Below are 22,957 nucleotides of genomic sequence, written 5' to 3'. Positions count from 1 at the left end.
CAACAACAGACCCTTCAGGAAAATGGCAAACAAAACCTTGCCCGGCAGTATCTTCTTAAGGTTTCCCGCCTAGGGTCTCAACCATCGGGGACATCTATCCAGTGGTCATGAGTAACGGCGCAAGCGCCTCGGCGGACAAGAACATCGTCGACCTGTCTCGCAGCCACCGCAACAAGGCGGTGTCAAAGACCGTCCGCGCGACCCGTGAACGTTTGCAGTCGACGGGGCGCAATGCGTCCGCCTTCGACCGCGACGTGCTCGCCATGCACGTCAATACGGTCCTGCAAGGCGCGCTGGTCACACCCTTCTTCGTCGCCATCGTGACCGCCGTCGGGCTCTACATCAACCCGACCGCCAACCTCTTCGGCTGGGCGCTGCTGGCGCTCAGCGTCCACGCCATCAACATCCTGATTGCGCGGCGCGCGAGCCGGATCGAGATCACCGCGGCCGATACCGCAAAATGGCATCGCCGTCTGCTGATCGGCCAGATCCTCATCGGCGTCGGCTGGGCGGTGTTCGCCTTGCAGGATTGCGCGAGCTGCTCCGGCGACGGCTACTACTTCTACCAGGGGATGGCCCTTCTCGTCGCCATCTCGATCAGCGCGATGAACAGCGTCATGCTCCGCCAGGGCGTCCTGTTCGGCTTTCTGCCGCTGGTGGCAACCCTGCTGGTCACCGCGTTCCTGTCGCGCCATCCGCTGGACATCGGCATGACGGCCATGGCGGCGATCGCCGTCGTCTTCTTCCACTACATCTCCCAGCGGCAATATCGCTCGAACCTGACCCTGATGTCCTACCAGTCGGAGAAGGACGACCTGATCGCCGAGCTGGAAGTGGCCAAGTCGATGTCGGACGAAGCCCGCCGCCGCGCCGAGGACGCCAATCTGGCCAAGTCCCGCTTCCTCGCCACCATGTCACACGAGTTGCGCACGCCGCTCAACGCGATTCTCGGCTTTTCCGAGGTGATGAATTCCGAACTTCTGGGCCCCCTCTCCAATCCGACCTACCGCGAATATGCCGCCGACATCCACCGGTCGGGCGAACATCTCCTCAACCTGATCAACGAAATCCTCGACCTCTCGCGCATCGAGGCGGGTCGCTACGAACTCAACGAGGAAGCGCTCTCGCTGCTCGACATCGCCGAGGACTGCATCGGCATGGTGCAGCTGCGGGCCAGCACGAAGAGCATCGTCATCCACGAGCAGTTCGAGCCCACGCTGCCGCAGATATGGGCGGACGAGAAGGCCATCCGCCAGGTCGTCCTCAACCTTTTGTCCAATGCGGTGAAGTTCACCACGCAGGGTGGCGAGATCACAGTGAAGGTGGGCTGGACGGCGGGCGGCGGGCAGTATGTTGCGGTCAAGGACAATGGTCCCGGCATACCCGAGGAGGAAATCCCAGTCGTCCTCTCCGCCTTCGGGCAGGGCTCCATCGCCATCAAGAGCGCCGAGCAGGGAACTGGCCTCGGCCTGCCGATCGTCCAGGCGATCCTTGCCAAGCACGACGGCCAATTCGTGTTGCGCTCGAAGCTGCGCGAGGGAACGGAGGCCATCGCCATCCTCCCGGCCACCCGTATCCTGCAGAGCCTGCCGGCGGTGGAGGACACCGCTCCGGTGGAGCGACGGCGCAAGACGTTTGCCTGAGGGCGTTAGCCGACGATCTTCCTGAACCGGCGGTCGCTTGCGAAATCCTGCAGGTCATTATCCCTTGCGGTCGGCTGGGCAAGGTCGGCCAGGCGCCGCTTGAAGCTTGGATCCAGGTCGACTGCCTTCTGCACGGCCTCCAGTACAGCCTTGTGAGCCTTGGCTTGCTCCGGAGCGGGTGCGCCTGCCTCCAGGAGCTGGTGGTGGCGCTGGCCGTTAGCTGCGGCCATCAGGTACCAGAAGCGCGGCATCTCGCCGGCGACAGTATCCGCCAGATCCTCCCCGATATCGAGCACCGTGAGGTATCCCTCGTCCTCGTAGAGCAAGGCCGACAGCACATGCATCGTATGGTCGAGCGTTATCCGGTCGACATTTGCGATATATCGCAGGATTGAGGCCCCCGTCTTCTCGGCCAGCTCCCGGGCGATCTCCCGAATACGTTCCTCCTGGGTCGGGACCTCTTCCTGTCCGAGACGGCTGATCAGCTTTTCAACATGTAGGAACAGCGGCGAGAGGTAGAGACGCGTATACAGATACAGGAAGACAAAACCGCCAACGAGCCCCACGATCAGGATGAACGGACCGACCGCGGCGACAGTCTTGAAGTTGTGCCGCGTCAGAAAGTTCGTGAAGTTTGCGAAATGTTCCCCCACCGAGGTGATCTGGCTGAGCCCCACTCCAACGATCATCGTCGTGAGCCACTCAGAAATCCGCTCCAGGTTGGTGTTTGACCCGAGAAGGCGTACCGTCTGCGCCGCTTTGCTGGTCTCTGGAGCCTTGGAATTCGTCTCGCCGACCGAGAGGACGCGTGGGACGGAAAACAGAAAGCCCAGAGCACCACCGGCGGCGGCCGACGCAAAAAGGATCACGCCGCCGAGGCCCATCGCGCCAGCCATGCCGGGCGCCTGCGAGAGTAAAAGGAAGGCAAGCGTCAGCCCGGCGCAGATCAGTCCTACCATCGCCAGAAGCGCAGCATATTGATCCCGCCGCCGGGTTTCACGATCGGTAACCCAACGCCGCATGAACACCCGAAGCATGACACGCCCTCCAGTTGCAACTCATTCAAATACAACTCACAGGGGAGTGGAAGTCAAGATGCAAGTGAGCGACCGAGCCCGCTGGTCGCCAACACCGTCGCTTGAAGGACTACTTCAGGATGCGGTTCTTCATCAGCCATTTCGCTGTGCGGGGCCAGGCATGGTTGGCACCCATTCGCAGGTCCGTGAAGCCAACAGCCACCGGCTTGCCCGTGTGGACATCGAGGACCCGGATGAACATTGTGTGCTCGGTGCGGTTGACCCGCGTCACCACACCGAGAACTGCCAGCGACGCTCCATGGCTGCGGGCAATCCCAGCCTCACAGCCTCCGCAATGTCGCAGTGGTTCGGTAGCCGGAGCAGTCGCCGAGTCCGCCGGATTGGTCACAAGCGTATAGCGCCCCGTCTCCGCGAACATGTCCCGTGCGACCTTGGCAGCTTCTGCCAGATAGCGCCTGTCATAGTCGTCCGGCGGCACGATCCCTGCACCGGCGCTCTTGTCTTCCAGTTCGAAAGGGAAGACCTCAACCGGGACAGGCTCCGCCTGCTGGGCCTGCACCGGCGCGATACCGCAGCAGAAGAGCAATGCAGCGACGAACGAATGGCGTGGCATCGGACAATCCTGCTTCGTCAGATCGAAGCGGCATGGTGAAGGCTATCGGCATTTTACCGACAGCGATTCTCGCACATTTCTCGGCGTCGTGGCGATCACGAATTCGGGAAACCGCTACCCGACCAGCCTGTCATACAGGCACCACAGCACAAACAGGCCGTTCACGCACAAGAGGCAGAAGACGGCGAACGAACCCAGGTCCTTTGCGTGCCGGCCAACCGTGGAAATCTCTGGCGAAATCCGGTCGACGAGCTCCTCGATCGCCGTATTCAACGCCTCGACGCAGAAGAGAAGCAGCATCAGGACAACGAAGATCAGGTATTGATAGGGTTCTGCGCCGATGAAGACGAACAGCAGCAGCCCGAGGGCGAAGGCCACGACCTCGGTTCGAAACGCCTCTTCGCCCCACAGCCGCACCAGTCCCTGCAGCGAGTAGCGCGTTGCCGCCAGCACGCGCCGAGGCCCGCTCGCCTTGCGGATCCCACTTTCCTGCGGCGCCTTTTCCAAGGTCAGTTCCCCGCGCTCACGCCCGCCTGGGCAAAGGTCGCCATTCCGGAATGGCAGGCGGCCGCAGACTTGACGATGCCTGCGGCAAGGGCTGCCCCGGTACCCTCGCCGAGCCGCATGCCGAGGGCCAGCAGTGGTGTCTTCCCAAGCTTCTCCACCGCCTTCAGATGGCCCGGTTCAGCCGAGACATGGCCGATCAGGCAGTGATCAAGGGCGGAGGGATTGGCCGCCTTCAGGATGGACGCCGCCGCCGTCACGACATAGCCGTCGAGCAGCACCGGTATCTTCTCGATGCGCGCCGCCAGGATCGCGCCCGCGATGGCGGCGATCTCCCGCCCGCCCAGCCGCCGCAGAACCTCGAGCGGATCCTTGAGATGATCCTTGTGGAACTCCACGGCCGTCTTCACCGCCTGGATCTTCCGCTCCATCTGGACGCCGTGCGAACCGGTCCCCGGCCCCACCCAATCCTCCGCCTCTCCACCGTAGAGGGCGAGGTTGATGGCGGCCGCGATCGTCGTGTTGCCGATCCCCATTTCGCCGATGCACAGGAGGTCGGTTCCTCCCGCGATCGCTTCCATCCCGAAGGCCATGGTGGCGGCACAGTCGCGCTCCGAAAGTGCGGCCTCGCAGGTGATGTCGCCCGTGGGATAGTCGAGCGCCAGGTCGAAGATCTTCAGTCCGAGGTCATGGGTAACGCAGATCTGGTTGATCGCCGCTCCGCCCGCGGCAAAGTTTTCGACCATCTGCTGTGTCACCGAGGGCGGGAACGGCGTGATCCCATGTTTCGTGACGCCATGGTTCCCGGCGAAGATCGCCACCAGCGGACGTGTCACCGCCGGGGGACGTCCCGTCCAGGCCGCCAGCCACATAGCGATTTCTTCCAGCCGGCCGAGCGAACCCGGCGGCTTCGTCAGTTGCGCATCCCGCTCGCGTGCAGCGACCAGCGCCCGCGAATCAGGGCCGGGCAGGTTCTGCAGGAGGGTGCGGAAGTCGTCGAATGGCAGGCCGCTCACGCTCATCGGGATGCTTTCTCTCGTCCTTGGCCGGTCGCTTGTGTTTTGCCGGCAAATCACGCTTTGTTGCTCTCATAGTCGCGCAGGCACGGAGGGACAACTGCCAAAGGTGACGGAATTCCTCGACGACCTCGCGCGTTCGGTCGGCTTTCTCGGACGATTGCCGGTTCCCTCGCGCTTTTTCGTAGGGCACGACGGGTCGTTAAGCCGCGCGGTGCGTGCCTTTCCCTCTGCAGGCCTGGTGATCGCCACCCCGCCCGCGCTGCTGCTCGCCTTGCTGCTGCACCTCGACGCCGACCCGCTCCTGTCGTCGCTGGTCGCACTTGCCGTGCTGACCGTCCTCACCGGCGCGCTGCACGAGGACGGTCTCGCCGATGCAGCGGACGGTTTTGGCGGTGGCCGTGATCGCGAGCACATCCTGTCGATCATGAAGGATAGCCGCAATGGGAGCTATGGCGTCATCGCTCTGATCCTCTCCTTCGCGCTGCGTGCGGCCGCGCTCTCCGCTCTCGCCGGTCCCGCAACCACCCTCCCCGCATTTGCGCTGGTCGCCTCGGCGGCGCTCAGCCGGGCGCTGATGGTCGCGCACTGGCACGCCTTGCCGGCTGCCCGCAGCAATGGGGTCGCGGCAGGCGCCGGCAGGCCGGCTACGGGTGCGCGCAACGTCGCCCTCGGAAGTGCCGCCCTTGCCGGCCTTATGCTCCTGTGGCCGGTCGCTGGCTTCCTGCCTTTTATCTTCGCCGGCGGCCTGTCGGCGCTTGCGGCAATGGGCGTCACACGGCTAGCCGCCCGCAGGATCGGCGGTCATACGGGCGATACGATCGGCGCCACCCAGCAGGCTTGCGAGATCGTGTTCCTGGTCTCCCTTGCGTTCGTGGCGTGAACCGCAGATATGAAGAACATGATTTCACCCTGCATCCTCGTCTGCTCCATCGACGAAACCTCCGGCAACTGCATCGGCTGCGGGCGCACCCGCGACGAAATCGCTCGCTGGACAAGCTTCACCGACGCGGAACGCCGCGCTCTGATGGATGTCCTGCCCGCCCGGCTAAAGCGCGCAGGGCTGGACGGAGGCACCGGGCAAGTCCAGCGACCGGCACGGGAGCGGGCTGCCTCGTGAACGGCCTCACCTTCGTCCTCCTCGTCCTTGGCGCGGGTCTTGCCCTTCTCGTCTTCAACCACGACAGCGGCCAGACCTTCGGTATCGCCAACGAGGACTTCGGGCAGATGATCTATCTCCTGCCGATCGCCGGCCTTCTCTCGGTCGGCATCCTCGCGGGCAACCGCGGCGGCTTGACCCAGGTTCTTCGCTATATCGCGGTGTGGCTGGTGATCATCCTCGCCCTCGTCGCAGCCTATATCTACAGGTACGATCTGCAACAGGTCGGCGCCCGGCTCTCAGCCGGGCTCATCCCGGGCAGCGCCGTCGAGGTCACAACGGCACAGGGCGTCACCGAAGTCATCATCCACCGCGGCATTCGCGGGCATTTCCACACGTCCGCCAGCGTGAACGGGCAAGCGGTGTCGATGCTTGTCGATACCGGCGCCAGTGCCGTCGTCCTCTCCTTCGAGGATGCTGAGCGCATAGGCCTTGAACCGCAGCGCCTCGCCTATACCGTCACCGTCTCCACCGCAAACGGACGCGCGACGGCAGCACCGGTCCGCCTCGACGAGGTCGCCATCGGGCCGATCCTGCGTCGCGATGTCCGGGCCATGGTGGCCGAGGAGGGACGGCTGGACCAGAGTCTCCTCGGGATGACCTTCCTGTCGACGCTTGGCTCGATCCAGATGCAGACCGACGAGTTGCGGCTGCGCGACTGATCCGGCTTACGCACGCGTCATCACCGGTGGTGCCCAGGAACAGACCAGGTGCGTCAGAACGTCCTTTTGTCAATTTTGACAGGTGGATTATAAGCTCAGCATGTCCAGCAAGCTTCTCATCCCCCTCCTCGCCGTTATCGCGATCGCGCTCATCGCCTTCGGCGCCGTGACCATCGGTCTAGCCCCGGCCATCACCATGGTGGCTCTTGCCTCGATGCTGATCGTCTTCGTATTCCTGGTCCGCGTCAGCATGCTCTGAGGCGGTCACTCGGCCGCCGCCGCCATCCGTGTGGTGGTGGTCGCCCGGTAGGCGCTGGGCGGTGCGCCGATGATGCGCTTGAAGGCCCTGCTGAACGAAGCCTCGGCATCATATCCAAGACGCTGCGCCGCCACCGATACCCGCATCCCCTGGCTCAGCCACTGGCGCGCCTGATGCATCCGGACGCGAGCGACGTAACGGGCCGGCGTTTCGCCCACGACCCGAGAAAAGCGTTCCGCAAAACCCGACCGCGACGCGCCCATGAGCCTGGCGAGATCCGCCACGCTCCAGTCCCGCTCCGGCTGCAGGTGGATCGCCGCCAGCACGCGACCGATCTCCGGATTGCGCACCGCCGCAAGCCAGCCGGTCGACTCGCCGCAGCCATGCTCGACCCAGGTACGGATGAGCGTTGCCGTCAGCACGTCGGCGAGCCGCGCAAGGATGCCGCCTGCTCCCACCCGATCCATCTCCACTTCGCGGCCCATGGCATCCAGCAGATGCGGGATCGCCGGTTCGCTTCCCGCCAGATCGCTCGTCATCATCACGTCCGGCATGAGTTGCAGAAGCGGATGAAGCCGGTCGACGTTGAACCGCATGGACCCCACCAGCAGCAGCGTGCCGCCCGGAGCATTCGGGCACTGCACGTCGTAGATCCCCTGGCAGACTTCCCGGCGGATGAGCTTGTCATAGGGCGCCGGAGGAACTTCCTTGCCGCTCGCCATCACATGCGCCCCGCCCCGCGGCAGCAGAACCGCATCGCCCGCAGATAGCGTCAGCCACTCGCCAGAAGGCGTCTGTAGCAAGGCGCGCCCGGAGGCGAGGAAGTGGAAGCGCGCCTCGTCCTGTGCCGGAAAGGCAGTGGCCCAGGGCTCGCAGGGACGGCAGCGGCCGTATTCCACGCCGTCGAGGCGCAGGCCACGCAGCAGATCACTCAGCGGATCGCCGGATGTAGCCACAGCAGATTTGGACGAACGGTCAAGCATGTCGGATTTTCTAGCATAGAAACGACAGGAGGTCACTCATATCTGTTGAGCCTTCAACAACGCAGGAACCGATCATGACCGACTGCACTCTTGATCCCTCCCATGCCTCATGCGGCACCCGCGGCGATGCCGCCTGGGCTGCCGTCGTCTCCCTGTCGCTTGGCGTCTTCGGCCTTGTCACCGCCGAATTTCTCCCCGTCAGCCTGCTGACCCCGATCTCCCAGGACCTTGCCATCACGCCCGGCACGGCCGGCCAGACGATCACGGCGACGGCCGTGATCGGTGCCATTGCCGGTCCGGGCGTGGTGATCGGCACCAGAAACCTGGACCGTCGCTGGGTCCTGCTCACGCTCACTACCCTGCTGGTCGTCTCCAGCACGCTTGCAGCGCTCGCAAGCAGCCTGCCGATGCTGCTCGTCGCACGCCTCCTGCTTGGGATCGGCCTCGGTGGCTTCTGGGCCATGTCCGCCGCACTCGCCATGCGGCTCGTACCGGAGCATCTGATGCCCCGCGCCATGGCGATCGTCTTCACCGGCGTCTCCGTCGCGACCGTCTGTGCAGCACCCCTTGGCGCCTGGATCGGCGCGACGCTCGGATGGCGCGCGGCCTTCGCGCTTTCGGCGGGCGTAGGCGTCGTCGCCCTCCTCGTCCAGGCCTTCACGGTCCCGTCGCTGCCGCCGCGTGGCAGTGCAAGCCTTGCGACGATGGTGTCGCTGCTCGCCCGCCCGCGGGTCCGGGTCGGGCTGCTCGTGACGCTGATCATCGTGGCGGGGCATTTCGCCGGCTTCACCTATGTTCGTCCTTACCTGGAGCAGATCCCCCGCTTCAGCGTCGAGATGATCTCGCTGGTCCTCCTCGCCTATGGGGTTGCCGGCTTCTTCGGAAACCTCCTCGGCGGCGCGATCGCCAGCCGCAGCACGACCGGCTCCGTCGCCTTGGGTGCCGGGCTGGTGGCACTCTCGGCATTGCTGATGCTCTGGGCGGGCGCGCTGCCGCTGGTGTCATGGGCGGCAATCGTGCTGTGGGGCCTCGCTTTCGGCATCCTGCCCGTCAGCATTCAGACGCACGTCACCCGGGCGGCGTCCGATGAGGCCGAAAGCGTCGGCGCGATGCTGCTCACCACCTTCCAGGTTGCCATCTCGTCCGGAGCCGTCCTGGGTGGCCTGCTGGTCGACAGCCAGGGGCCCCTCGGCGTCGTGACCTTTGTCGGCATCGCCTGCGCCCTCGGCTCCGTCGTGATGCTGGCGCGTGGCGGACGACAGGCCGCGCTCCAGCAGAACTGACCCTGCCCCGCCGGCTGCGAGATCAGTTTCGCAGCCGGTAGCCCGTGCGGAATATCCAGGCGACCAGCGCCAGGCAGACCACCAGGAACAGGGCGATCATGCCGAGGCTGATCAACGGATTGACGTCGGCGATCTCGTAGAAGCTCCAGCGGAAACCACTGACCAGATAGAGAACCGGGTTCAAGTGGCTGACCGCCTGCCAGAACGGCGACAGCATTTCCACCGAGTAAAAGGTTCCGCCCAGGAAGGTCAGCGGCGGCACAACCAGCATAGGCATGATGTTGAGCTGCTCGAAATTCTTCGCCCAGATGCCGACGATGAAGCCCGCAAGGCTGAAGGTAACCGCCGTCAGCACCAGGAAGACCAGCATCATGACGGGATGGGCGATCGAGATGTCGACGAAGAAGGAGGCGGTCGCCAGGATGATCAGGCCGATGATAAGGCCCTTGCTCGCCGCCGCCCCCACGTAGCCCAGCAGGATCTCGGTCATCGCGATCGGCGAGGACAGGATCTCGTAGATCGTACCGGTGAACTTCGGGAAATAGATGCCGATCGAGCCATTGGAGATGCACTGGGTCAGGAGCGACAGCATGATCAGGCCCGGCGTGATGAAGGCGCCGTAGGAGACGCCGTCGATCTGCTCGATCCGGGACCCAATCGCCGCACCGAAGACCACGAAATAGAGCGACGTCGTCAGCACGGGGGAAATGACGCTCTGCATCAGCGTGCGCCGCATGCGCGCCATCTCGAAAAGGTAGATGGATTTGACCGCTTCGAAGTTCATGCTCTCTGCCCCACCAGTTCGACGAAAATGTCCTCGAGCGAACTCTGCCGCGTCGAGAGGTCCCGGAACTCAATCCCTTGTGCCGCCAGCGAGCCGAGCAGCGTACCGATGCGTCCCTGCTCCGCCTCCCCCTGATATTCGTAGATCAGCGCGCCACCGTCCTCGGCGAGCGCGAGGTTATAGGACGCGAGCACCGGCGGCAGCGCGCCAAGCGGCTCGGCGAGTTCGAGGCGCAATTCCTTGCGTCCAAGCTTCCGCATCAGGGCCGTCTTGTCCTCCACCAGCAGGAGTTCCCCGTGGTTGATGACGCCAACCCGGTCGGCGATCTCCTCAGCTTCCTCGATGTAGTGCGTGGTGAGGATGACGGTGACACCGCCTTTGCGAAGCCGCTCGACGACCTGCCACATCTCGCGCCTCAGGTTGACGTCGACGCCGGCGGTCGGTTCGTCCAGGAAGAGGATTTCCGGCTCGTGCGCCAGCGCCTTGGCGATCAGCACGCGGCGCTTCATGCCGCCGGAAAGTTCCCTCAGCATGTTGTCCTTCTTGTCCCACAGGGAAAGGTCCTTGAGGATCGTCTCGATCCGGCTCGGATCCGCCTTCTTACCGTGCAATCCCCGCGAGAACGACACGGTGTTCCAGACGGTTTCGAACATGTCCGTCGTGAGCTCCTGCGGCACGAGGCCGATCATCGCCCGGGTCTGCCGGAAATCACGCACCACGTCATGTCCGCCCACAAGCACCTGGCCGCCGCTTGGATTGACGAGGCCGCAGACGATCGAGATCAGCGTCGTCTTTCCCGCGCCGTTCGGGCCCAGAAGTGCCAGGATCTCGCCCTTCTTGATGTCGAGGTCGACGCCCTTCAGCGCCTGAAAGCCGTTGCCATAGGTCTTGGCAAGGTTACGAATAGATACAATGGGAGCCATGGGAAGGTCTTTTTGAAATCTGTTTCCGGGAAGTGGCGCCAATATAGGCGTCACGCGCGCCGAGACCATCCCAAATAGAAGAACATTGCGTTCGCGCTGCCGGACCAATCCCGCAGAAGACTGGAGGGTTCAAGCAACGATCGTTGCGAAGAACTGCAGCGACACCAGGATCAGGAAAATTCCGAAGCCGATCTCGAGCTGTCGCTTCGACATGGCATGCGCCAGTTGCGCCCCGAGCGGCGCAAGCGACAGGGTGATCGGAATCAGCAGGGCGACGGCGAGCCAGTTGATGTAGCCCGTCGAGAATGGCGGCAGGCTGTCGAGCCCCCAGCCGCCCCAGACATAACCGACCAGGCCCGGGATCGAAATGAGTACACCAAGGCCGGCCGACGTGGCCACTGCTTGGTGAATCGGCCGTCCGTAGAGCGTCATGAAGGTGTTGTTGAGAACGCCGCCGCCGATACCCATCAACCCCGAAAGAATGCCGATACCCGTACCCACGAGGAACCGGGCCGGATTTCCCGGCAGATCGCTGCCGAGCTGCCAGGTTGCCCGGTTGAAGATCATCCGGAAGGCGAGCGCCAAGGCGATCAGGGCGAAGATCACTCGCAATTCGACGCTGGATGCCTTGGCCGCGACATAGGCTGCGATGAGCGTGCCGAGCGGGACAGCGATGACCCAGCCCCTTAGCAGTTCGGTGTCGACCGCCCCGCGTTTGCGATGGGACATGAAGGAGCGCACGGAGGTGGGGACAATGATCGCAAGCGATGTCCCCAGAGCAAGCTGCATCCGGACCTCTTCCGGAACGCCCAGGAGCCCGAAGACGTGGAAGAAGATCGGCACCAGGATCGCACCGCCACCGATCCCGAACATGCCCGCAAGCAAGCCCGCCAAAGCGCCCGCGGCGGCGAGCGCGACGGCGAAGGGAAGAAGTTCGGCAACAGGATGCATGGGGTACCGGAATGACGGCTAGGCCGATAGAGGTCTGGGAGGCACTTCTGGCACCAACTTGGTTGTCAGACAAGTGCCGAGGTCGTCACTGCCTGTCCCCTGGCTCCCTCATCGCTTCCGTCGCTTCGGCAACGCATGGCGCCAGGCCGTCTCCAGCGCATCCTTCAGGTCCTCTTCCGTCATGGGCTCCAGCAGACCTTGCGTCCACCCCTGTCTTCCCCAGGCATTCGGTACCGGAGAAAAGACGGCTGGCAGCAACATGCACTTGAATGCCTGTTCTTCCGGCAGGAACCTGAAATTCGCGGATAATCCGTCTGGGGCAAGTGTCGCGTAGTTTCGAGCGACCCGGAACGCCATGCGGTCGAAATGCGGCCTCTCGGTCGTGCCATCGAGGGAGAGAGCGATCCGCCGCAGTGTCTCCCCGTTCGTCATGACGCCTCCCGTCAGTCGCAGTACTTCGATCCGGACTTGCGGGACCGAAGATCGAAGTGGAAGTGGTTCCAGTGCTCCTTGTTGCTGCCAGGCCCCAGCACCGTATGGAAGTACTTGCAGCTGTCGTCGCGGACCGTGTTGAGCAGTCCTCGCTCGCGGAAGGCGAAGATGTTCTTCTTGCGCACATCGATCTTCTTGCCGTTCTTCAGAACGAACTTGCCGAGATCGATCGCATTGCCGCGTGCGTGCTCCGACATCGGGTTGCGCTTCTGGCGGCTGTTGTTCATGCGCCGGCAGGAGTAGCCGCCCATGGACTCGATCGTCTTCACGCCGGAAAGGTAGCGATAGCGCGACGAGGGTGCCAGCTCGAACTTCACCCATTTGGCGAGCGCCAGCGTCGTCTGGCAGTTGAGCTTCGTCGCCGGCTTCAGGGCGATATTGCCCGAAAACCCGCTGAGCAGCACGGGATGCTCAATGCCGCAGCTCGGGCCGTCACTGATGCGGGGGATGTCACGGAACTGCACCCCGAGGCGGCGCAGTTCGGCGCGGCAACTGACCTCCGATTGCGGCATAACCGCCCGCGGTCGGATCGGCTCCCGCTCTGCCATCGGATTGCCGGGCGCAAGCATGGCGACCTGCTGCGGCTCTTCGGGCGGCAGCCGGGTCGGAGCGACGACAGGCGATTGATCACCCCAGACGAGCGCCTGATTCTGCGGCTGCTGGATGCCGGCGCCCTGCCGCTTCGGCGGCACGGAGATGATCTGATCATCCGGAGGGGCCAGGAAGCCTGGAGGTGCACCGAGGCTCACGGGATTGTCGGTTCCTATCCCGTCGACCACCGGCTGCGCGGTGGCACCTTCTGCAATCATCTGGTCCTGCTCCTGTGCAAGACCCACCACCTGCGGCTCGCCGGCATCGACGAAACCGAACTGGGCGTCCATGTTGACGCCTTCCTCTGGAATTGCGGCGGGGCTGCCTGATGACTGCAGACCGAGTGCCTCGTCGCTGTCGATCATCGGCAGCGAAGAGGACTGCGCCGCGGGCGCCTGCTGGATCGGATAGGACTGCGCTCCGGCATCGGTCGGGTAAGGGTCGATGTATCCGCCACTCACCTGCGACACAGGCGCGACCGGCGCCTGGTAGGGCTGACGGACACCCGTCGGCTCCGACATCGCGCCGATCGAGCTTACCCGCGTTTCGCCATCAATACTTGCCGGCGGCATCAGCCCCTCAGCCGAGCAGCTTACCAGCATCGTCGTGATCATCAGCGAGGCAAGAACCTGCCGAGAAAGGGAAGCGTACGCCATACCAATCGCTGCTCTCGGTGCCGAAATGGCACGTTCGGCAAATTTACGACGATGCGGTAAACGAAGGCTTGAGAGAAGATGACCATATCAGGGCATCATCGGGGCTACCTGGCCATTCTCCCGAGCCGTAGCATCTCGTCCAGCCAGGATCCGCCGTCAAAGCGTTTCGCGCCAACCATGCCGATCAGCGTCGACCGTATGGGTGCGATCCCGACGAACCGCAGGATACCGATCTTCATCGCCTTCAAGCTATGGCTGCCATAGTACAGCCGGTAGACAAACGCCGGCATGCCCATGGTGATGACGATCCGCGCCGACTTGCCGCGAAGCAGGCCGCTCCTCAGCGGCGACCCACCGAGATCATAGGCGAAGCCCGGGCGCGCAACCTGCTCGAAGAATGCCTTGAGGAGGGCTGGCATTTCGCCGAGCCAAAGCGGGAAGACGAAGACGATATGGTCGGCGGCCCTGATCAGATCCTGCGCCTCGCTGATTGCCGGCCCGACCACGCCCTCTTCCTGCTCCTTCTGCGACGTTAGGAAGGGTATGTCCATGCGCGCGAGCTCCAGCAGCGAAACACTGTGGCCGCCGTCTTGAGCGCCTTCGGCATAGGCATCCGCCAATGCATGGCAGAGGTGACGCTCGGCGCCATCCGGATGCCCCAGGACGATCAGGATCTTCGCCATCAACCTCTCCTTGCTTGCGGAGAGCCTAGCAGAGGCCGGACGTCCGCCATTGAGCGGCATCAAAAAAGCCCGCCGGAGTTTTCCCCGACGGGCTCAGATGTTCTCGGATCCGAGCGGTCAGGCTGCGCGCGTCGCCTGGCCGGAGCCGTAGCCGCCGTGGCCGTTCTCCAGGCGGAAGGCGGAGAGCAGGCTTTGCAGATGCAGGCTCTGTTCCGCAAGCGTCTGGCTGGCAGCGGTCGTCTCCTCGACCATTGCGGCGTTCTGCTGCGTCATCTGGTCCATGTTGTTGACCGAGGAGTTGATCTCCTGCAGCGCAGTCGCCTGCTCGCGGGACGCCGTCGCGATCGTCTCCACATGGGAATTGACCCGCTCGACCAGTTGCGCGATCTCGACCAGGGCATCGCCGGTGGAGCGAACGAGCGAGACGCCGTTTTCGACTTCGCGCGCCGAATTGCTGATCAGCGTCTTGATCTCCTTCGCCGCGTTCGCCGAACGCTGCGCCAGTTCGCGCACTTCCTGGGCGACGACGGCAAACCCACGTCCGGCTTCACCGGCGCGCGCTGCCTCGACGCCTGCGTTCAGCGCCAGCAGGTTCGTCTGGAACGCGATCTCGTCAATGACCGAGATGATCTGGTTGATGCGGCTGGACGAATCCTCGATCCGGCCCATTGCATCGACTGCGTTGCGGACGATCTCGCCGGAGCGGCCGGCGCTGTCCTTTGTTTCGGCAACCATGGTCCGAGCCTCGTTGGCACGCTCCGAAGCCGTCTTGACCGTCGCAGTGATCTCGTCGAGAGCCGCGGCGGTTTCCTCCAGGGACGCTGCCTGCTGCTCGGTCCGGCGCGACAGGTTGTTCGTCGCACCGCTGATGTCGGACGCGCTGTCGCGGACGACATGGCTCGTCTCGGTAATCGCCTGCACGGTCTGGCGCAGCGAGCTCACCGCCTGGTTGAAGTCCTCGCGGATCTTCGCATAGTCGGAACCGAGGTCGGCCACGCTGACCGAAAGATCGCCCTGCGCGAGCTCCGAAAGGGCGCGACCGAGTTCGGCCATGGCACGCGCCTGCCGCTCGGAGGCGGAGGCGAGCGCCCGCTCGTTGGTGGAGCGTTCCTCGGAAAGGGCACGTTGCTGTTCGCTCTCGCGGGCCTGGAGGGCGAGCCGCTCCTCGACCGCATCGCGCAGGACGACGAGCGCCCGGGCCATGCTGCCGATTTCGTTCTTCTGCTGGGTGTGGGGAACGGTCACGTTGGCCTCCCCGTCAGCAATGTGCTGAAGCACGCCTTGGACCTGACCCAGAGGCCTCGTTACGCTACGGATCACGAAGAAGGCGCCGCCGACGAGAACGAGTGCGCAGACACCAAAGATTGCTGCGTAGGTGATCAGGTTGTCGCGGAACATCGCGTGCAGGTCGTCGACGTAGACCCCGGTGCCGACGATCCAGCCCCATGGCTCGAAGCCGATGACGTGCGAATACTTCTCGACCGGCTCCTCGAGGCCCGGCTTTGGCCAATAGTAGTCCACGAAGCCCTCGCCGCCTGCCTTGACCGTATTGACCATCTCGACGAACAGGTGCTTGCCGTTCGGGTCCTTGTTCTGGGACAGGTCGGCGCCGTCCAGCTTCTTGTTGATCGGATGCATCACCATGTAGGGACGCATGTCGTTGATCCAGAAGTAGCCGCTGCCTCCGTCGTAACGCATCTCCCCGATAGCCTTCATCGCCTCAGACTGCGCCTGCTCCCGCGTCATCGCACCGGACGTCTCGAGAGCATGAAATTTTTGCAGGACGCTGATGGCGATGCCGTCCATGAATGCGAGCCCCGCTTTACGCTCGCGCTCGGCAGATCCGTAGCTCTGGAACAGACTGAACGTTAGCGCACCAGCCAGGATCGCGAGAGAAAGCGCGATGAGACAGTACATGCGCGCAGAAATGGTAAGACGCTGCATAGAGACCCCCTTTGTAACTTGTTGTCACAATATCTAGCCCCTAAAGGTTACTGGCACGTGAAAGCGCTAATTCACGCCTGACGCGAGTTAGATGCAACTTAAGTCTAGTCATGCACGCAGCATGTCATTCTCGTACAAGTGCTGGTATGCACCGCATTGACGACTGTTGTACGCTCGAAAAGGACCTGCCATGAACCACGGCTCCCGCCCCACCGGCGAACTCACTCTGCGGACCCTGGCCATGCCCGCCGATGCCAACGCTGCGGGCGACATCTTCGGCGGGTGGGTAATGTCGCAGATGGACCTTGCGAGTGGCATCAGGGCAGCCGAGCGCGCCCGCGGCCGCGTGGTCACCGCGGCGGTCAAGGAAATGGCATTCCAGTTGCCGGTGAAGATCGGTGACACCCTTAATGTCTACACCGAAATTACCCGCGTCGGCCGCAGCTCGATCACGCTGCAGGTCGAGGCGTGGGCGCATCGGGCCCGCCACCGCATACTGGAGAAGGTCACCGCAGGCACCTTCATCATGGTGGCGCTGGATGAGAGCGGACACCCCGTCCCGGTGCCGCCCGAGGAAGAGCAGCCAGCTGCCAACTGAGGGATCAGTTTCGCCGCATCATACCCGCCAGGTTCTCGGCGATCATCATTACCGGTGCGTTCGTGTTCCCGGCGATGAGCGTCGGCATGACCGATGCATCAGCGACGCGCAGCCCCTCCACGCCCCTGACCCGCAATTGCGGATCGACCACCGAACCGTCGTCCCTTCCCATGCGGCAGGTGCCGACCGGATGGTAGATCGTTTCCGCGCGCCCGCGGATGAACGCAAGCAATTCATCGTCCGACTGGATCTCTTCGCCCGGCAGCACCTCGGCGCGGCGGTAAGGAGCGAATGCAGGCGCCGCCAACAGTCGGCGGGCGATCTTCAGGCCTGCCAGCAGCGTCCCGGCATCGTCCGGATGAGAGAGATAGTTGGCTTCGATTGCTGCGGCCGCCGCCGGATCGGCGGAGGCAAGCCGGATGCGGCCGCGGCTCTTCGGGAGGAGGTCGCAGACATGCAGGGTGAAGCCGTAGCCGAACGAGACCTGCCGGCCATGGTCGCGCATATAGGCCGGAATGAAATGGAACTGCAGGTTCGGCCGGTCACGGGACGGATCGCTGCGCACGAAGCCGCCACCTTCGGCGACATTGCTCGTCAGTTCCCCCTCTCCCCGGCGATAAGCACGCCAGGCTTTCCAAAGCCGCGGCAGCCCGCCGAGGCTGAGACCGATCGCATCGCGGCCGTTTGCACTCGCCATTGCCGTGATGTCGAGATGGTCCTGCAGGTTCTCACCCACCGCCGGCAGGTGATGGACCACCTCTATTCCAAGTCCGGCGAGGTCTTTGCCGTTGCCGATGCCTGAGAGCATGAGCAGCTGCGGCGAGTTGATGGCACCGCCACAGAGGATCACCTCGCCGCCGGCTTTCAGTCTCAGCATTTCGTCGGCCAGCGAGACACCGATGGCGCGCCGGTGCTGGATCACGACCCTCTGCACCTGCGCCCCGGTGCGAAGTTCGAGGTTTGGCCTGTGGCTGATCGGTTCAAGGAAGGCCCGTGCGGAACTGAACCGCCGGCCGTCGCGCTGGGTCACCTGGTAGAGGCCGAAGCCCTCCTGGCTCGCTCCGTTGAAATCGGCGTTGCGGGGATATCCGAGCTGCACGCCCGCCTCGACGAAGGCGCGGCTGAGCGGATTGACGTGTCGCAAGTCGCTGACGCAGAGCTCGCCTTCGGTGCCGTGGTGGTCGTCCGTGATCGATGCGTTGCGCTCCATCTGGAGAAACAGCCGGCGCACACTCTCCCATCCCCACTCGTCGCCAGCGTGCTTCGCCCACCCCTCATAATCTTGCGGGTGGCCGCGCATGTAGATCATCGCATTGATGGAGCTCGAACCGCCGAGCGTGCGCCCGCGCGGCCAGTAGAGCCGCCGCCCTCCAAGTTCCGCTTCCGGTTCGGTCGAATAGCCCCAGTTGATCGAGCGGATGCGGGCGAGCGCCGCGAGGCCGAGAGGCATGTGGATGAACGGGCTCGTATCGGGAGGTCCTGCCTCGATGAGGCAGATGCGCCTGTCGGGATCCCGGGACAGGCGGTTGGCGAGCACGCAGCCGGCCGAGCCCGCACCCACGATGATGTAGTCGTACATTCCCTCGCCCCTCCCGGCGTCCGCACCACCGCATTGGTAGCAGCGTCTTTACCGGCCGGCCATGGCGAAGAGCGGTTTCCCACCGGCGCTGAGAGAAGCCCCGGTGACGTCAGCCACCTCAGATGCTTCGCATCGTCTCGTCTCCGTTAAGCGTAAATTATCGTCAGTGAGCTAGCGTTTTCACGCTGAAAGCTGTTGTAGCTGGGGACGGGTGAATGCTGGAATCGCAGGAAGCAGGCGGAAGCGCCACGACCATCGCGTCGGAAATCCGCATCGCGCAGGCCCGTGCCGTCCTCCACTCCCTGACGATCTCCATCTGGGCGAACAGCTTCATCGCGCTGACGACGGCCGCCATCCTGTGGCTTCACCAGCCATCCGATGCGTTGATCTACTGGCTATCGGCTGTCTGCGGACTGAACCTCGCACGTGTCTTCGCATCCGTGATCATCCATCGCAATGACGCAGCAGTTCGTCACACCGAGCTTACCCTTCGGTTCCTGAGCGGCGCAGCCTTGGTCAGCGGATGTCTATGGGCCTTCGTTCCCTTCCTTGGACTTGCAGTCGAAGGGGACCGGGCGCATGCCTACGTCATCTTCATCATTGCCGGCATCTGCGCCGGCTCGATCATCCAGAGCACCGCCTATTCCAGGGTCGCCATCCTGTTCAGCGCGCCGCAGATGCTTGCCGCAGTCGCATCGCTGCTGATGACCGGCTCGTTGATCGCCGTCGTGGTGTCGGTCGACGTTCTCTTGCTAATGGTGATGATGTTCCGCAGCAGCCTTATCAGCGAGAAGAACTTCATCGCCAGCCACGGCGATCGCCTGAAGGCAGTGTCGCTGGCGCGCTCGCTGTCGAAGGCCAATGCGGAGATTCGGTCCACGAACCAGCAACTGGAGATACTCGCGAGCCGCGACGCGCTGACCGGCCTTGGCAATCGTGCCGCCTTCAACCTCGGTCTCACCGAGGTTCTGGATCGCAGTCGGCGCGACGACAGCCCGGCGGCGCTGATGATCATCGACCTAGACGGCTTTAAGTCCATCAACGACACGATGGGACACTCCGTCGGCGACGCCGTGCTGGTGGAACTCGCGCGGCGGCTTCAGGAGACGGCCAGTGACCGAGATCTGGTGGTCCGCCTTGGCGGTGACGAGTTCGCCGTCGTACTGGAAGGACCGGACGCATTTGCGCGAGCCCGTGCGGCAGCGACAGGCTTCATGGCCCGTGTTGCCGAGACAATCTTGGTGGACGATCGCGAGGTCACGACCGGCACCAGCATCGGGCTTGCACTCTTCCCCGATCATGCCCGCCTGCCGCACGAACTCTTCGCCTGTGCCGATATCGCGCTCTATGCCGCCAAGGACCAGGGCCGTCGGCGCGTCTGCATCTTCGACCCGGAGATGAAGCGGCAGCTTGACCGCCAGCGGCAGCTGGAAATCGATGTCCAGGCGGCGCTCGCGGCTGGGGAGATCAAGGTCTTCTTCCAGCCGCAGGTCGGCCTCGCCGATGGCAGCGTCACCGGTTTCGAAGCACTTATCCGCTGGACCCATCCCTCGCTCGGCCCGGTGGCGCCACCGGAGATCGTCCGTGCCGCGCGCTCTGCCCATGCTTCCGAGGCCCTCACGCGGCATGTTGCCATGGCCTCTGCAAAGCTCGTGGGCGATCTGCCGTCGATGGGCCTTGCCGGCCTCTCAGTCGCTATCAACGTGTCGCCGGGCGAATTTTCCGCCTATTCGCTCTCCAGTACATTGCGCGAGGTCGTCGAACTCTTCGGCATCGACCCGTCATGCTTCGAGGTCGAGATCACCGAGGAGGCCATGCTCGATACGGTCGCCGCCGGCGCCGAACTCGGGCGTCTCGAGCAGATGGGTTTCCGCATCGCCGTCGACGATTTCGGCATGGGCCACTCCTCGCTCGCCTACCTTATGGACCTGAAGGTCGACCGACTGAAGATCGACCGCAATTTCGTCAGCGGCATTGCGCAGAGCCGCCCGAACCAGGCCCTTGTCTCGGCACTGGTCGGCATGGGCCATGCGCTGTCGATCGACATCGTCGTCGAAGGGGTAGAGACGGCGGAGGATGCCGAAGTCCTGCGCATGCTTGGCTGCCGCTTCGGCCAGGGCTACCTGTATGGCCGCCCCATGCCGCAGGATACGCTCCGGACCTGGATAGACAGCCATGCCGGCAACGCCCGGTCCATTGCCGCGGAAGCCTGATCAGACCGTCGCAGCGGCTATTGCTCGCTTCAGCACCGCAAAGACGCGCTCATCCGCACACTGCGCCACATTGAAGCGCATGAAGGTGGCACAGGATTGCGAGACGCTGAACACGTTGCCAGGCGCCAGTACCACATCCTCCGCCAGTGCCCGCCGCGCGAACTCTGCGCCATCTAGTCCGTCAGGCAGCTGGCACCACAGGAAAATGCCGCCCCGCGGCTCGATCCACGGGCGGATTTCGAGCGCCCGAAGCCTTGACGCCACGTCTCCCCTGGCACGCGCCAGCCGGTCGCGGAGACCATTCAGATGGCGCCGGTAGCTGCCGTCGCGCAGGATCGCGTAGACCAGATCGGCGGAAACCGGATTGCCACCGAAGGTCGTCGCAATCTTCAGATCTGAAAGACGCTCGATCCATTCCGGTCGCGCGGCAATGTAGCCGCAGCGCGCCGCTGCCGTCAGCGTCTTCGAGAAGCTGCCGATCTGGATCACCCGGTCGAGACCGTCGAGCGCGGCCAGCCGCGGCGCGGGTTCCTCGCAGAAATCGCCGAAGATGTCGTCCTCGATGATCGTCAGCCCCGCCTCCCCCGACAGCGAAAGCAGCCGGTGCGCGGTCGCCGGTGAGAGCATGGCACCGGTGGGGTTGTGAAGGCCGGAATTGGTGATGTAGAGCCGCGGACGATGCTCGCCGAGTGCCGCCGCGAATGCCGCAAGGTCAGGCCCCGACGGCGTCCATGGCACGCCGACGATCTTGACCCGATGGGCGCGCAGCAGGGCCAGGAAGTTGAAGTAGCACGGATCGTCGACCAGAACCGTGTCGCCTGGTTCGACGAGCAGCCGGCAAAGCATGTCGATTGCCTGCGTGCCGCTTTCCGTCAGCAGGATCTGGTCCGCCGGTGCCACCACGCCCTGCTCGCTCATCCTCAGAGACAGAAGCTGGCGCAGCGACGGATGCCCCAGCGGCGTGCCATAGTCCACCAGCTGGCCGGCTTCGGCACGCGCGAACTGGCGCAGCGCCTTGCGCAGCTCCGTCTCCGGCATCCAGGACGCAGGCAGCCAGCCGCAGCCGGGCTTCAGCACGTCGCCTCCCGCCTCCAGCGATTGGCGGGAGACCCAGAAGGGATCCACCGCCCGCTCCAGCCGCGGACCGATCTCGGCCAGCGCGAGCGGCTGCGGCGCCCGTGTCACATAGAATCCCGAACCCGGCCGCGACTGGATGAGTCCCTCGGCCACCAGCCGCTCATAGGCCTCCACGACCGTGGAGGTGGAAACGCCCATGGTTCGTGCGAAGCTGCGGATCGACGGCAACCTTGCGCCTGGAGACAGCGCCCGCGCCGAAATGCGCTGGCGGATCGCCGCGACCACCCGCGCCGTCTGTCCCCCGTTTGCCGTCGAGGAAACATCCATCCGTACTGCCTCTTGCACCATTACAGTTTGTGCGAACTGTAATGCACTGTCGCTTCAAAAGCCATCCACGACGTCCTAGCCTCCAACATCACGGAAACGGAAGGAACAACAGCATGGACAGGACGACGAGCGGCTGGATCAACGGGTTCCTGGGCGTCGTAGTCTTCAGCGGCTCGCTGCCGGCAACGCGGGTCGCGGTGGCGGATTTCCACCCGCTCTTCCTCACGGGTGCCCGCGCCGCAATCGCCGGTCTCCTCGCAATTCTCCTGCTTGCCGCCTTCGGCGAAAAGCGGCCGGTGCGGACCGACCTCCTGCCGCTGGCGGTCGTGGCGCTCGGCGTCGTCGTCGGCTTTCCGCTGTTGACGGCCCTGGCGCTGGAACATGTCACCGCCGCGCACTCGATCGTCTTCGTCGGCCTCCTGCCGCTGGCTACCGCCCTCTTCGGCGTTTTTCGCGCTGGCGAGCGGCCGAAGCCGGCTTTCTGGCTGTTCTCCTGCCTCGGCAGCGCGCTGGTAGCAGGCTTTGCGCTGAAGGATAGGCTGACCACGTCAACGACCGGCGACATGCTGATGCTGGCGGCCATCCTCGCCTGCGGGCTGGGCTACGCAGAAGGCGCCCGCCTCTCCCGCCGGCTCGGGGGCTGGCAGGTGATCTCCTGGGCGCTCGTCCTGTCGCTGCCGGTGATGGTGGCGCTGGCGGTTGCCACCGTGCCGCCGACGCTGGAAACGACCGGCGGCCCCGCCTGGCTCGGCCTCGCCTATGTGTCCGTCTTCAGCATGCTGGTCGGCTTCGTGTTCTGGTATCGCGGTCTCGCACTCGGTGGCATCGCCGGGGTCGGACAGTTGCAACTGCTGCAGCCCTTCCTGGGGCTGGCGCTTGCGGCCACCCTGCTCGGTGAAGCCGTGAGCCCGGCGATGCTGGCGATAACGCTCGCCGTCATCCTCTGCGTGGCCGGCGCGAAACGATTTGCCCGCTGAACA

Annotated in this window: 23 protein-coding genes; 9 read left to right on the top strand and 14 right to left on the bottom strand. The window is 64.2% G+C overall.

Features of this window, described 5'->3' with window-relative positions:
* The first annotated feature begins 107 nt into the window (after positions 1 to 107).
* Positions 108 to 1,643: a sensor histidine kinase gene (locus FN060_RS07545; protein ID WP_142588426.1), complete on the top strand. Its 1,536-nt coding sequence runs from the start codon at positions 108 to 110 to the stop codon at positions 1,641 to 1,643.
* Between the two features lie 5 nt (positions 1,644 to 1,648).
* On the opposite strand, the gene FN060_RS07540 is transcribed toward FN060_RS07545, so the two are convergent.
* From FN060_RS07540 to cobT, 4 genes are all read right to left on the bottom strand, one after another.
* On the bottom strand, positions 1,649 to 2,680 hold the full coding sequence (locus FN060_RS07540) for a hypothetical protein (RefSeq protein WP_142587528.1): 1,032 nt from the start codon (positions 2,678 to 2,680) through the stop codon (positions 1,649 to 1,651).
* 109 nt (positions 2,681 to 2,789) lie between these two features.
* Entirely contained in the window at positions 2,790 to 3,293 is a 504-nt protein-coding gene (locus tag FN060_RS07535) for a DUF3280 domain-containing protein (RefSeq protein ID WP_142587527.1), read from the bottom strand.
* A gap of 114 nt (positions 3,294 to 3,407) precedes the next feature.
* Positions 3,408 to 3,800 carry a diacylglycerol kinase gene (locus tag FN060_RS07530; protein ID WP_142587526.1) on the bottom strand — a complete coding sequence of 131 codons (393 nt, stop codon included), beginning with the start codon at positions 3,798 to 3,800 and terminating at the stop codon, positions 3,408 to 3,410.
* Positions 3,801 to 3,802: 2 nt separating this feature from the next.
* Positions 3,803 to 4,819 (bottom strand): nicotinate-nucleotide--dimethylbenzimidazole phosphoribosyltransferase, encoded by a 1,017-nt coding sequence (gene cobT, locus FN060_RS07525; protein ID WP_077546062.1) that lies wholly within the window; start codon positions 4,817 to 4,819, stop codon positions 3,803 to 3,805.
* Positions 4,820 to 4,913: 94 nt separating this feature from the next.
* Here cobT and FN060_RS07520 point away from each other — a divergent pair, with 94 nt between their 5' ends.
* The 4 genes from FN060_RS07520 to FN060_RS07505 all read left to right on the top strand — a co-directional run bounded on the left by FN060_RS07520 (position 4,914) and on the right by FN060_RS07505 (position 6,893).
* Positions 4,914 to 5,696, top strand: a complete 783-nt coding sequence (locus FN060_RS07520; protein ID WP_244665777.1) for an adenosylcobinamide-GDP ribazoletransferase — start codon at positions 4,914 to 4,916, stop codon at positions 5,694 to 5,696.
* Between the two features lie 18 nt (positions 5,697 to 5,714).
* Positions 5,715 to 5,933, top strand: coding sequence for a DUF1289 domain-containing protein (locus tag FN060_RS07515; protein WP_142588424.1), 219 nt, complete (start codon positions 5,715 to 5,717; stop codon positions 5,931 to 5,933).
* Positions 5,930 to 6,634 (top strand): TIGR02281 family clan AA aspartic protease, encoded by a 705-nt coding sequence (locus FN060_RS07510; protein ID WP_142587524.1) that lies wholly within the window; start codon positions 5,930 to 5,932, stop codon positions 6,632 to 6,634. The genes FN060_RS07515 and FN060_RS07510 overlap by 4 nt, the downstream gene beginning before the upstream one ends.
* 100 nt (positions 6,635 to 6,734) lie before the next feature.
* Complete coding sequence (locus FN060_RS07505) at positions 6,735 to 6,893, top strand: hypothetical protein (protein WP_156157138.1); 159 nt, start codon at positions 6,735 to 6,737, stop codon at positions 6,891 to 6,893.
* Positions 6,894 to 6,898: 5 nt separating this feature from the next.
* Here the strand turns inward: FN060_RS07505 and FN060_RS07500 are convergent, their stop codons facing one another.
* On the bottom strand, positions 6,899 to 7,876 hold the full coding sequence (locus FN060_RS07500; protein WP_142587523.1) for an AraC family transcriptional regulator: 978 nt from the start codon (positions 7,874 to 7,876) through the stop codon (positions 6,899 to 6,901).
* 74 nt (positions 7,877 to 7,950) lie between these two features.
* Between FN060_RS07500 and FN060_RS07495 the strand changes: the two genes are divergently transcribed.
* A complete protein-coding gene (locus FN060_RS07495; protein ID WP_142587522.1) occupies positions 7,951 to 9,159 on the top strand; it encodes an MFS transporter in 1,209 nt (402 codons plus the stop codon).
* Between the two features lie 22 nt (positions 9,160 to 9,181).
* On the opposite strand, the gene FN060_RS07490 is transcribed toward FN060_RS07495, so the two are convergent.
* From FN060_RS07490 to FN060_RS07460, 7 genes are all read right to left on the bottom strand, one after another.
* Positions 9,182 to 9,943, bottom strand: a complete 762-nt coding sequence (locus FN060_RS07490; protein WP_142587521.1) for an ABC transporter permease — start codon at positions 9,941 to 9,943, stop codon at positions 9,182 to 9,184.
* Positions 9,940 to 10,866 (bottom strand): ABC transporter ATP-binding protein, encoded by a 927-nt coding sequence (locus tag FN060_RS07485; RefSeq protein WP_142587520.1) that lies wholly within the window; start codon positions 10,864 to 10,866, stop codon positions 9,940 to 9,942. The genes FN060_RS07490 and FN060_RS07485 overlap by 4 nt, the downstream gene beginning before the upstream one ends.
* A 129-nt stretch (positions 10,867 to 10,995) precedes the next feature.
* Entirely contained in the window at positions 10,996 to 11,817 is an 822-nt protein-coding gene (locus tag FN060_RS07480) for a sulfite exporter TauE/SafE family protein (RefSeq protein WP_142587519.1), read from the bottom strand.
* 108 nt (positions 11,818 to 11,925) lie between these two features.
* Positions 11,926 to 12,249 carry an MmcQ/YjbR family DNA-binding protein gene (locus FN060_RS07475; protein ID WP_142587518.1) on the bottom strand — a complete coding sequence of 108 codons (324 nt, stop codon included), beginning with the start codon at positions 12,247 to 12,249 and terminating at the stop codon, positions 11,926 to 11,928.
* Positions 12,250 to 12,260: 11 nt separating this feature from the next.
* Complete coding sequence (locus FN060_RS07470; RefSeq protein WP_142587517.1) at positions 12,261 to 13,556, bottom strand: extensin-like domain-containing protein; 1,296 nt, start codon at positions 13,554 to 13,556, stop codon at positions 12,261 to 12,263.
* Positions 13,557 to 13,660: 104 nt separating this feature from the next.
* Positions 13,661 to 14,239: an NAD(P)H-dependent oxidoreductase gene (locus FN060_RS07465; protein WP_142587516.1), complete on the bottom strand. Its 579-nt coding sequence runs from the start codon at positions 14,237 to 14,239 to the stop codon at positions 13,661 to 13,663.
* Positions 14,240 to 14,356: 117 nt separating this feature from the next.
* Positions 14,357 to 16,183 carry a methyl-accepting chemotaxis protein gene (locus FN060_RS07460; protein ID WP_142587515.1) on the bottom strand — a complete coding sequence of 609 codons (1,827 nt, stop codon included), beginning with the start codon at positions 16,181 to 16,183 and terminating at the stop codon, positions 14,357 to 14,359.
* 190 nt (positions 16,184 to 16,373) lie between these two features.
* Here FN060_RS07460 and FN060_RS07455 point away from each other — a divergent pair, with 190 nt between their 5' ends.
* Positions 16,374 to 16,781 carry an acyl-CoA thioesterase gene (locus FN060_RS07455; RefSeq protein ID WP_052638281.1) on the top strand — a complete coding sequence of 136 codons (408 nt, stop codon included), beginning with the start codon at positions 16,374 to 16,376 and terminating at the stop codon, positions 16,779 to 16,781.
* Positions 16,782 to 16,785: 4 nt separating this feature from the next.
* Here FN060_RS07455 and FN060_RS07450 read toward each other — a convergent pair whose 3' ends face one another.
* A complete protein-coding gene (locus FN060_RS07450; protein ID WP_142587514.1) occupies positions 16,786 to 18,360 on the bottom strand; it encodes a GMC family oxidoreductase in 1,575 nt (524 codons plus the stop codon).
* Between the two features lie 215 nt (positions 18,361 to 18,575).
* Between FN060_RS07450 and FN060_RS07445 the strand changes: the two genes are divergently transcribed.
* A complete protein-coding gene (locus tag FN060_RS07445) occupies positions 18,576 to 20,573 on the top strand; it encodes a putative bifunctional diguanylate cyclase/phosphodiesterase (protein WP_142587513.1) in 1,998 nt (665 codons plus the stop codon).
* Here FN060_RS07445 and FN060_RS07440 read toward each other — a convergent pair whose 3' ends face one another.
* Positions 20,574 to 21,977, bottom strand: coding sequence for an aminotransferase-like domain-containing protein (locus FN060_RS07440; RefSeq protein WP_142587512.1), 1,404 nt, complete (start codon positions 21,975 to 21,977; stop codon positions 20,574 to 20,576).
* A 113-nt stretch (positions 21,978 to 22,090) separates the two neighbouring features.
* Between FN060_RS07440 and FN060_RS07435 the strand changes: the two genes are divergently transcribed.
* Complete coding sequence (locus FN060_RS07435; protein WP_142587511.1) at positions 22,091 to 22,954, top strand: DMT family transporter; 864 nt, start codon at positions 22,091 to 22,093, stop codon at positions 22,952 to 22,954.
* Positions 22,955 to 22,957: the final 3 nt, after the last annotated feature.

This window comes from Pseudorhizobium halotolerans, assembly GCF_902153235.2.
Classification (GTDB): domain Bacteria; phylum Pseudomonadota; class Alphaproteobacteria; order Rhizobiales; family Rhizobiaceae; genus Neorhizobium; species Neorhizobium flavum.
This window is presented reverse-complemented; position numbering and strand designations above follow the sequence as displayed.

Coding starts and splice junctions, on each gene's coding strand:
- FN060_RS07545 (WP_142588426.1), top strand. CDS start 108: ATGAGTAACGGCGCAAGCGCCTCGGCGGACAAGAACATCGTCGACCTG.
- cobT (WP_077546062.1), bottom strand. CDS start 4,819: ATGAGCGTGAGCGGCCTGCCATTCGACGACTTCCGCACCCTCCTGCAG.
- FN060_RS07505 (WP_156157138.1), top strand. CDS start 6,735: ATGTCCAGCAAGCTTCTCATCCCCCTCCTCGCCGTTATCGCGATCGCG.
- FN060_RS07470 (WP_142587517.1), bottom strand. CDS start 13,556: ATGGCGTACGCTTCCCTTTCTCGGCAGGTTCTTGCCTCGCTGATGATC.
- FN060_RS07535 (WP_142587527.1), bottom strand. CDS start 3,293: ATGCCACGCCATTCGTTCGTCGCTGCATTGCTCTTCTGCTGCGGTATC.
- FN060_RS07455 (WP_052638281.1), top strand. CDS start 16,374: ATGAACCACGGCTCCCGCCCCACCGGCGAACTCACTCTGCGGACCCTG.
- FN060_RS07515 (WP_142588424.1), top strand. CDS start 5,715: ATGATTTCACCCTGCATCCTCGTCTGCTCCATCGACGAAACCTCCGGC.
- FN060_RS07440 (WP_142587512.1), bottom strand. CDS start 21,977: ATGGATGTTTCCTCGACGGCAAACGGGGGACAGACGGCGCGGGTGGTC.
- FN060_RS07485 (WP_142587520.1), bottom strand. CDS start 10,866: ATGGCTCCCATTGTATCTATTCGTAACCTTGCCAAGACCTATGGCAAC.
- FN060_RS07495 (WP_142587522.1), top strand. CDS start 7,951: ATGACCGACTGCACTCTTGATCCCTCCCATGCCTCATGCGGCACCCGC.
- FN060_RS07435 (WP_142587511.1), top strand. CDS start 22,091: ATGGACAGGACGACGAGCGGCTGGATCAACGGGTTCCTGGGCGTCGTA.
- FN060_RS07475 (WP_142587518.1), bottom strand. CDS start 12,249: ATGACGAACGGGGAGACACTGCGGCGGATCGCTCTCTCCCTCGATGGC.
- FN060_RS07500 (WP_142587523.1), bottom strand. CDS start 7,876: ATGCTTGACCGTTCGTCCAAATCTGCTGTGGCTACATCCGGCGATCCG.
- FN060_RS07450 (WP_142587514.1), bottom strand. CDS start 18,360: ATGTACGACTACATCATCGTGGGTGCGGGCTCGGCCGGCTGCGTGCTC.
- FN060_RS07490 (WP_142587521.1), bottom strand. CDS start 9,943: ATGAACTTCGAAGCGGTCAAATCCATCTACCTTTTCGAGATGGCGCGC.
- FN060_RS07480 (WP_142587519.1), bottom strand. CDS start 11,817: ATGCATCCTGTTGCCGAACTTCTTCCCTTCGCCGTCGCGCTCGCCGCC.
- FN060_RS07445 (WP_142587513.1), top strand. CDS start 18,576: ATGCTGGAATCGCAGGAAGCAGGCGGAAGCGCCACGACCATCGCGTCG.
- FN060_RS07540 (WP_142587528.1), bottom strand. CDS start 2,680: ATGCTTCGGGTGTTCATGCGGCGTTGGGTTACCGATCGTGAAACCCGG.
- FN060_RS07465 (WP_142587516.1), bottom strand. CDS start 14,239: ATGGCGAAGATCCTGATCGTCCTGGGGCATCCGGATGGCGCCGAGCGT.
- FN060_RS07460 (WP_142587515.1), bottom strand. CDS start 16,183: ATGCAGCGTCTTACCATTTCTGCGCGCATGTACTGTCTCATCGCGCTT.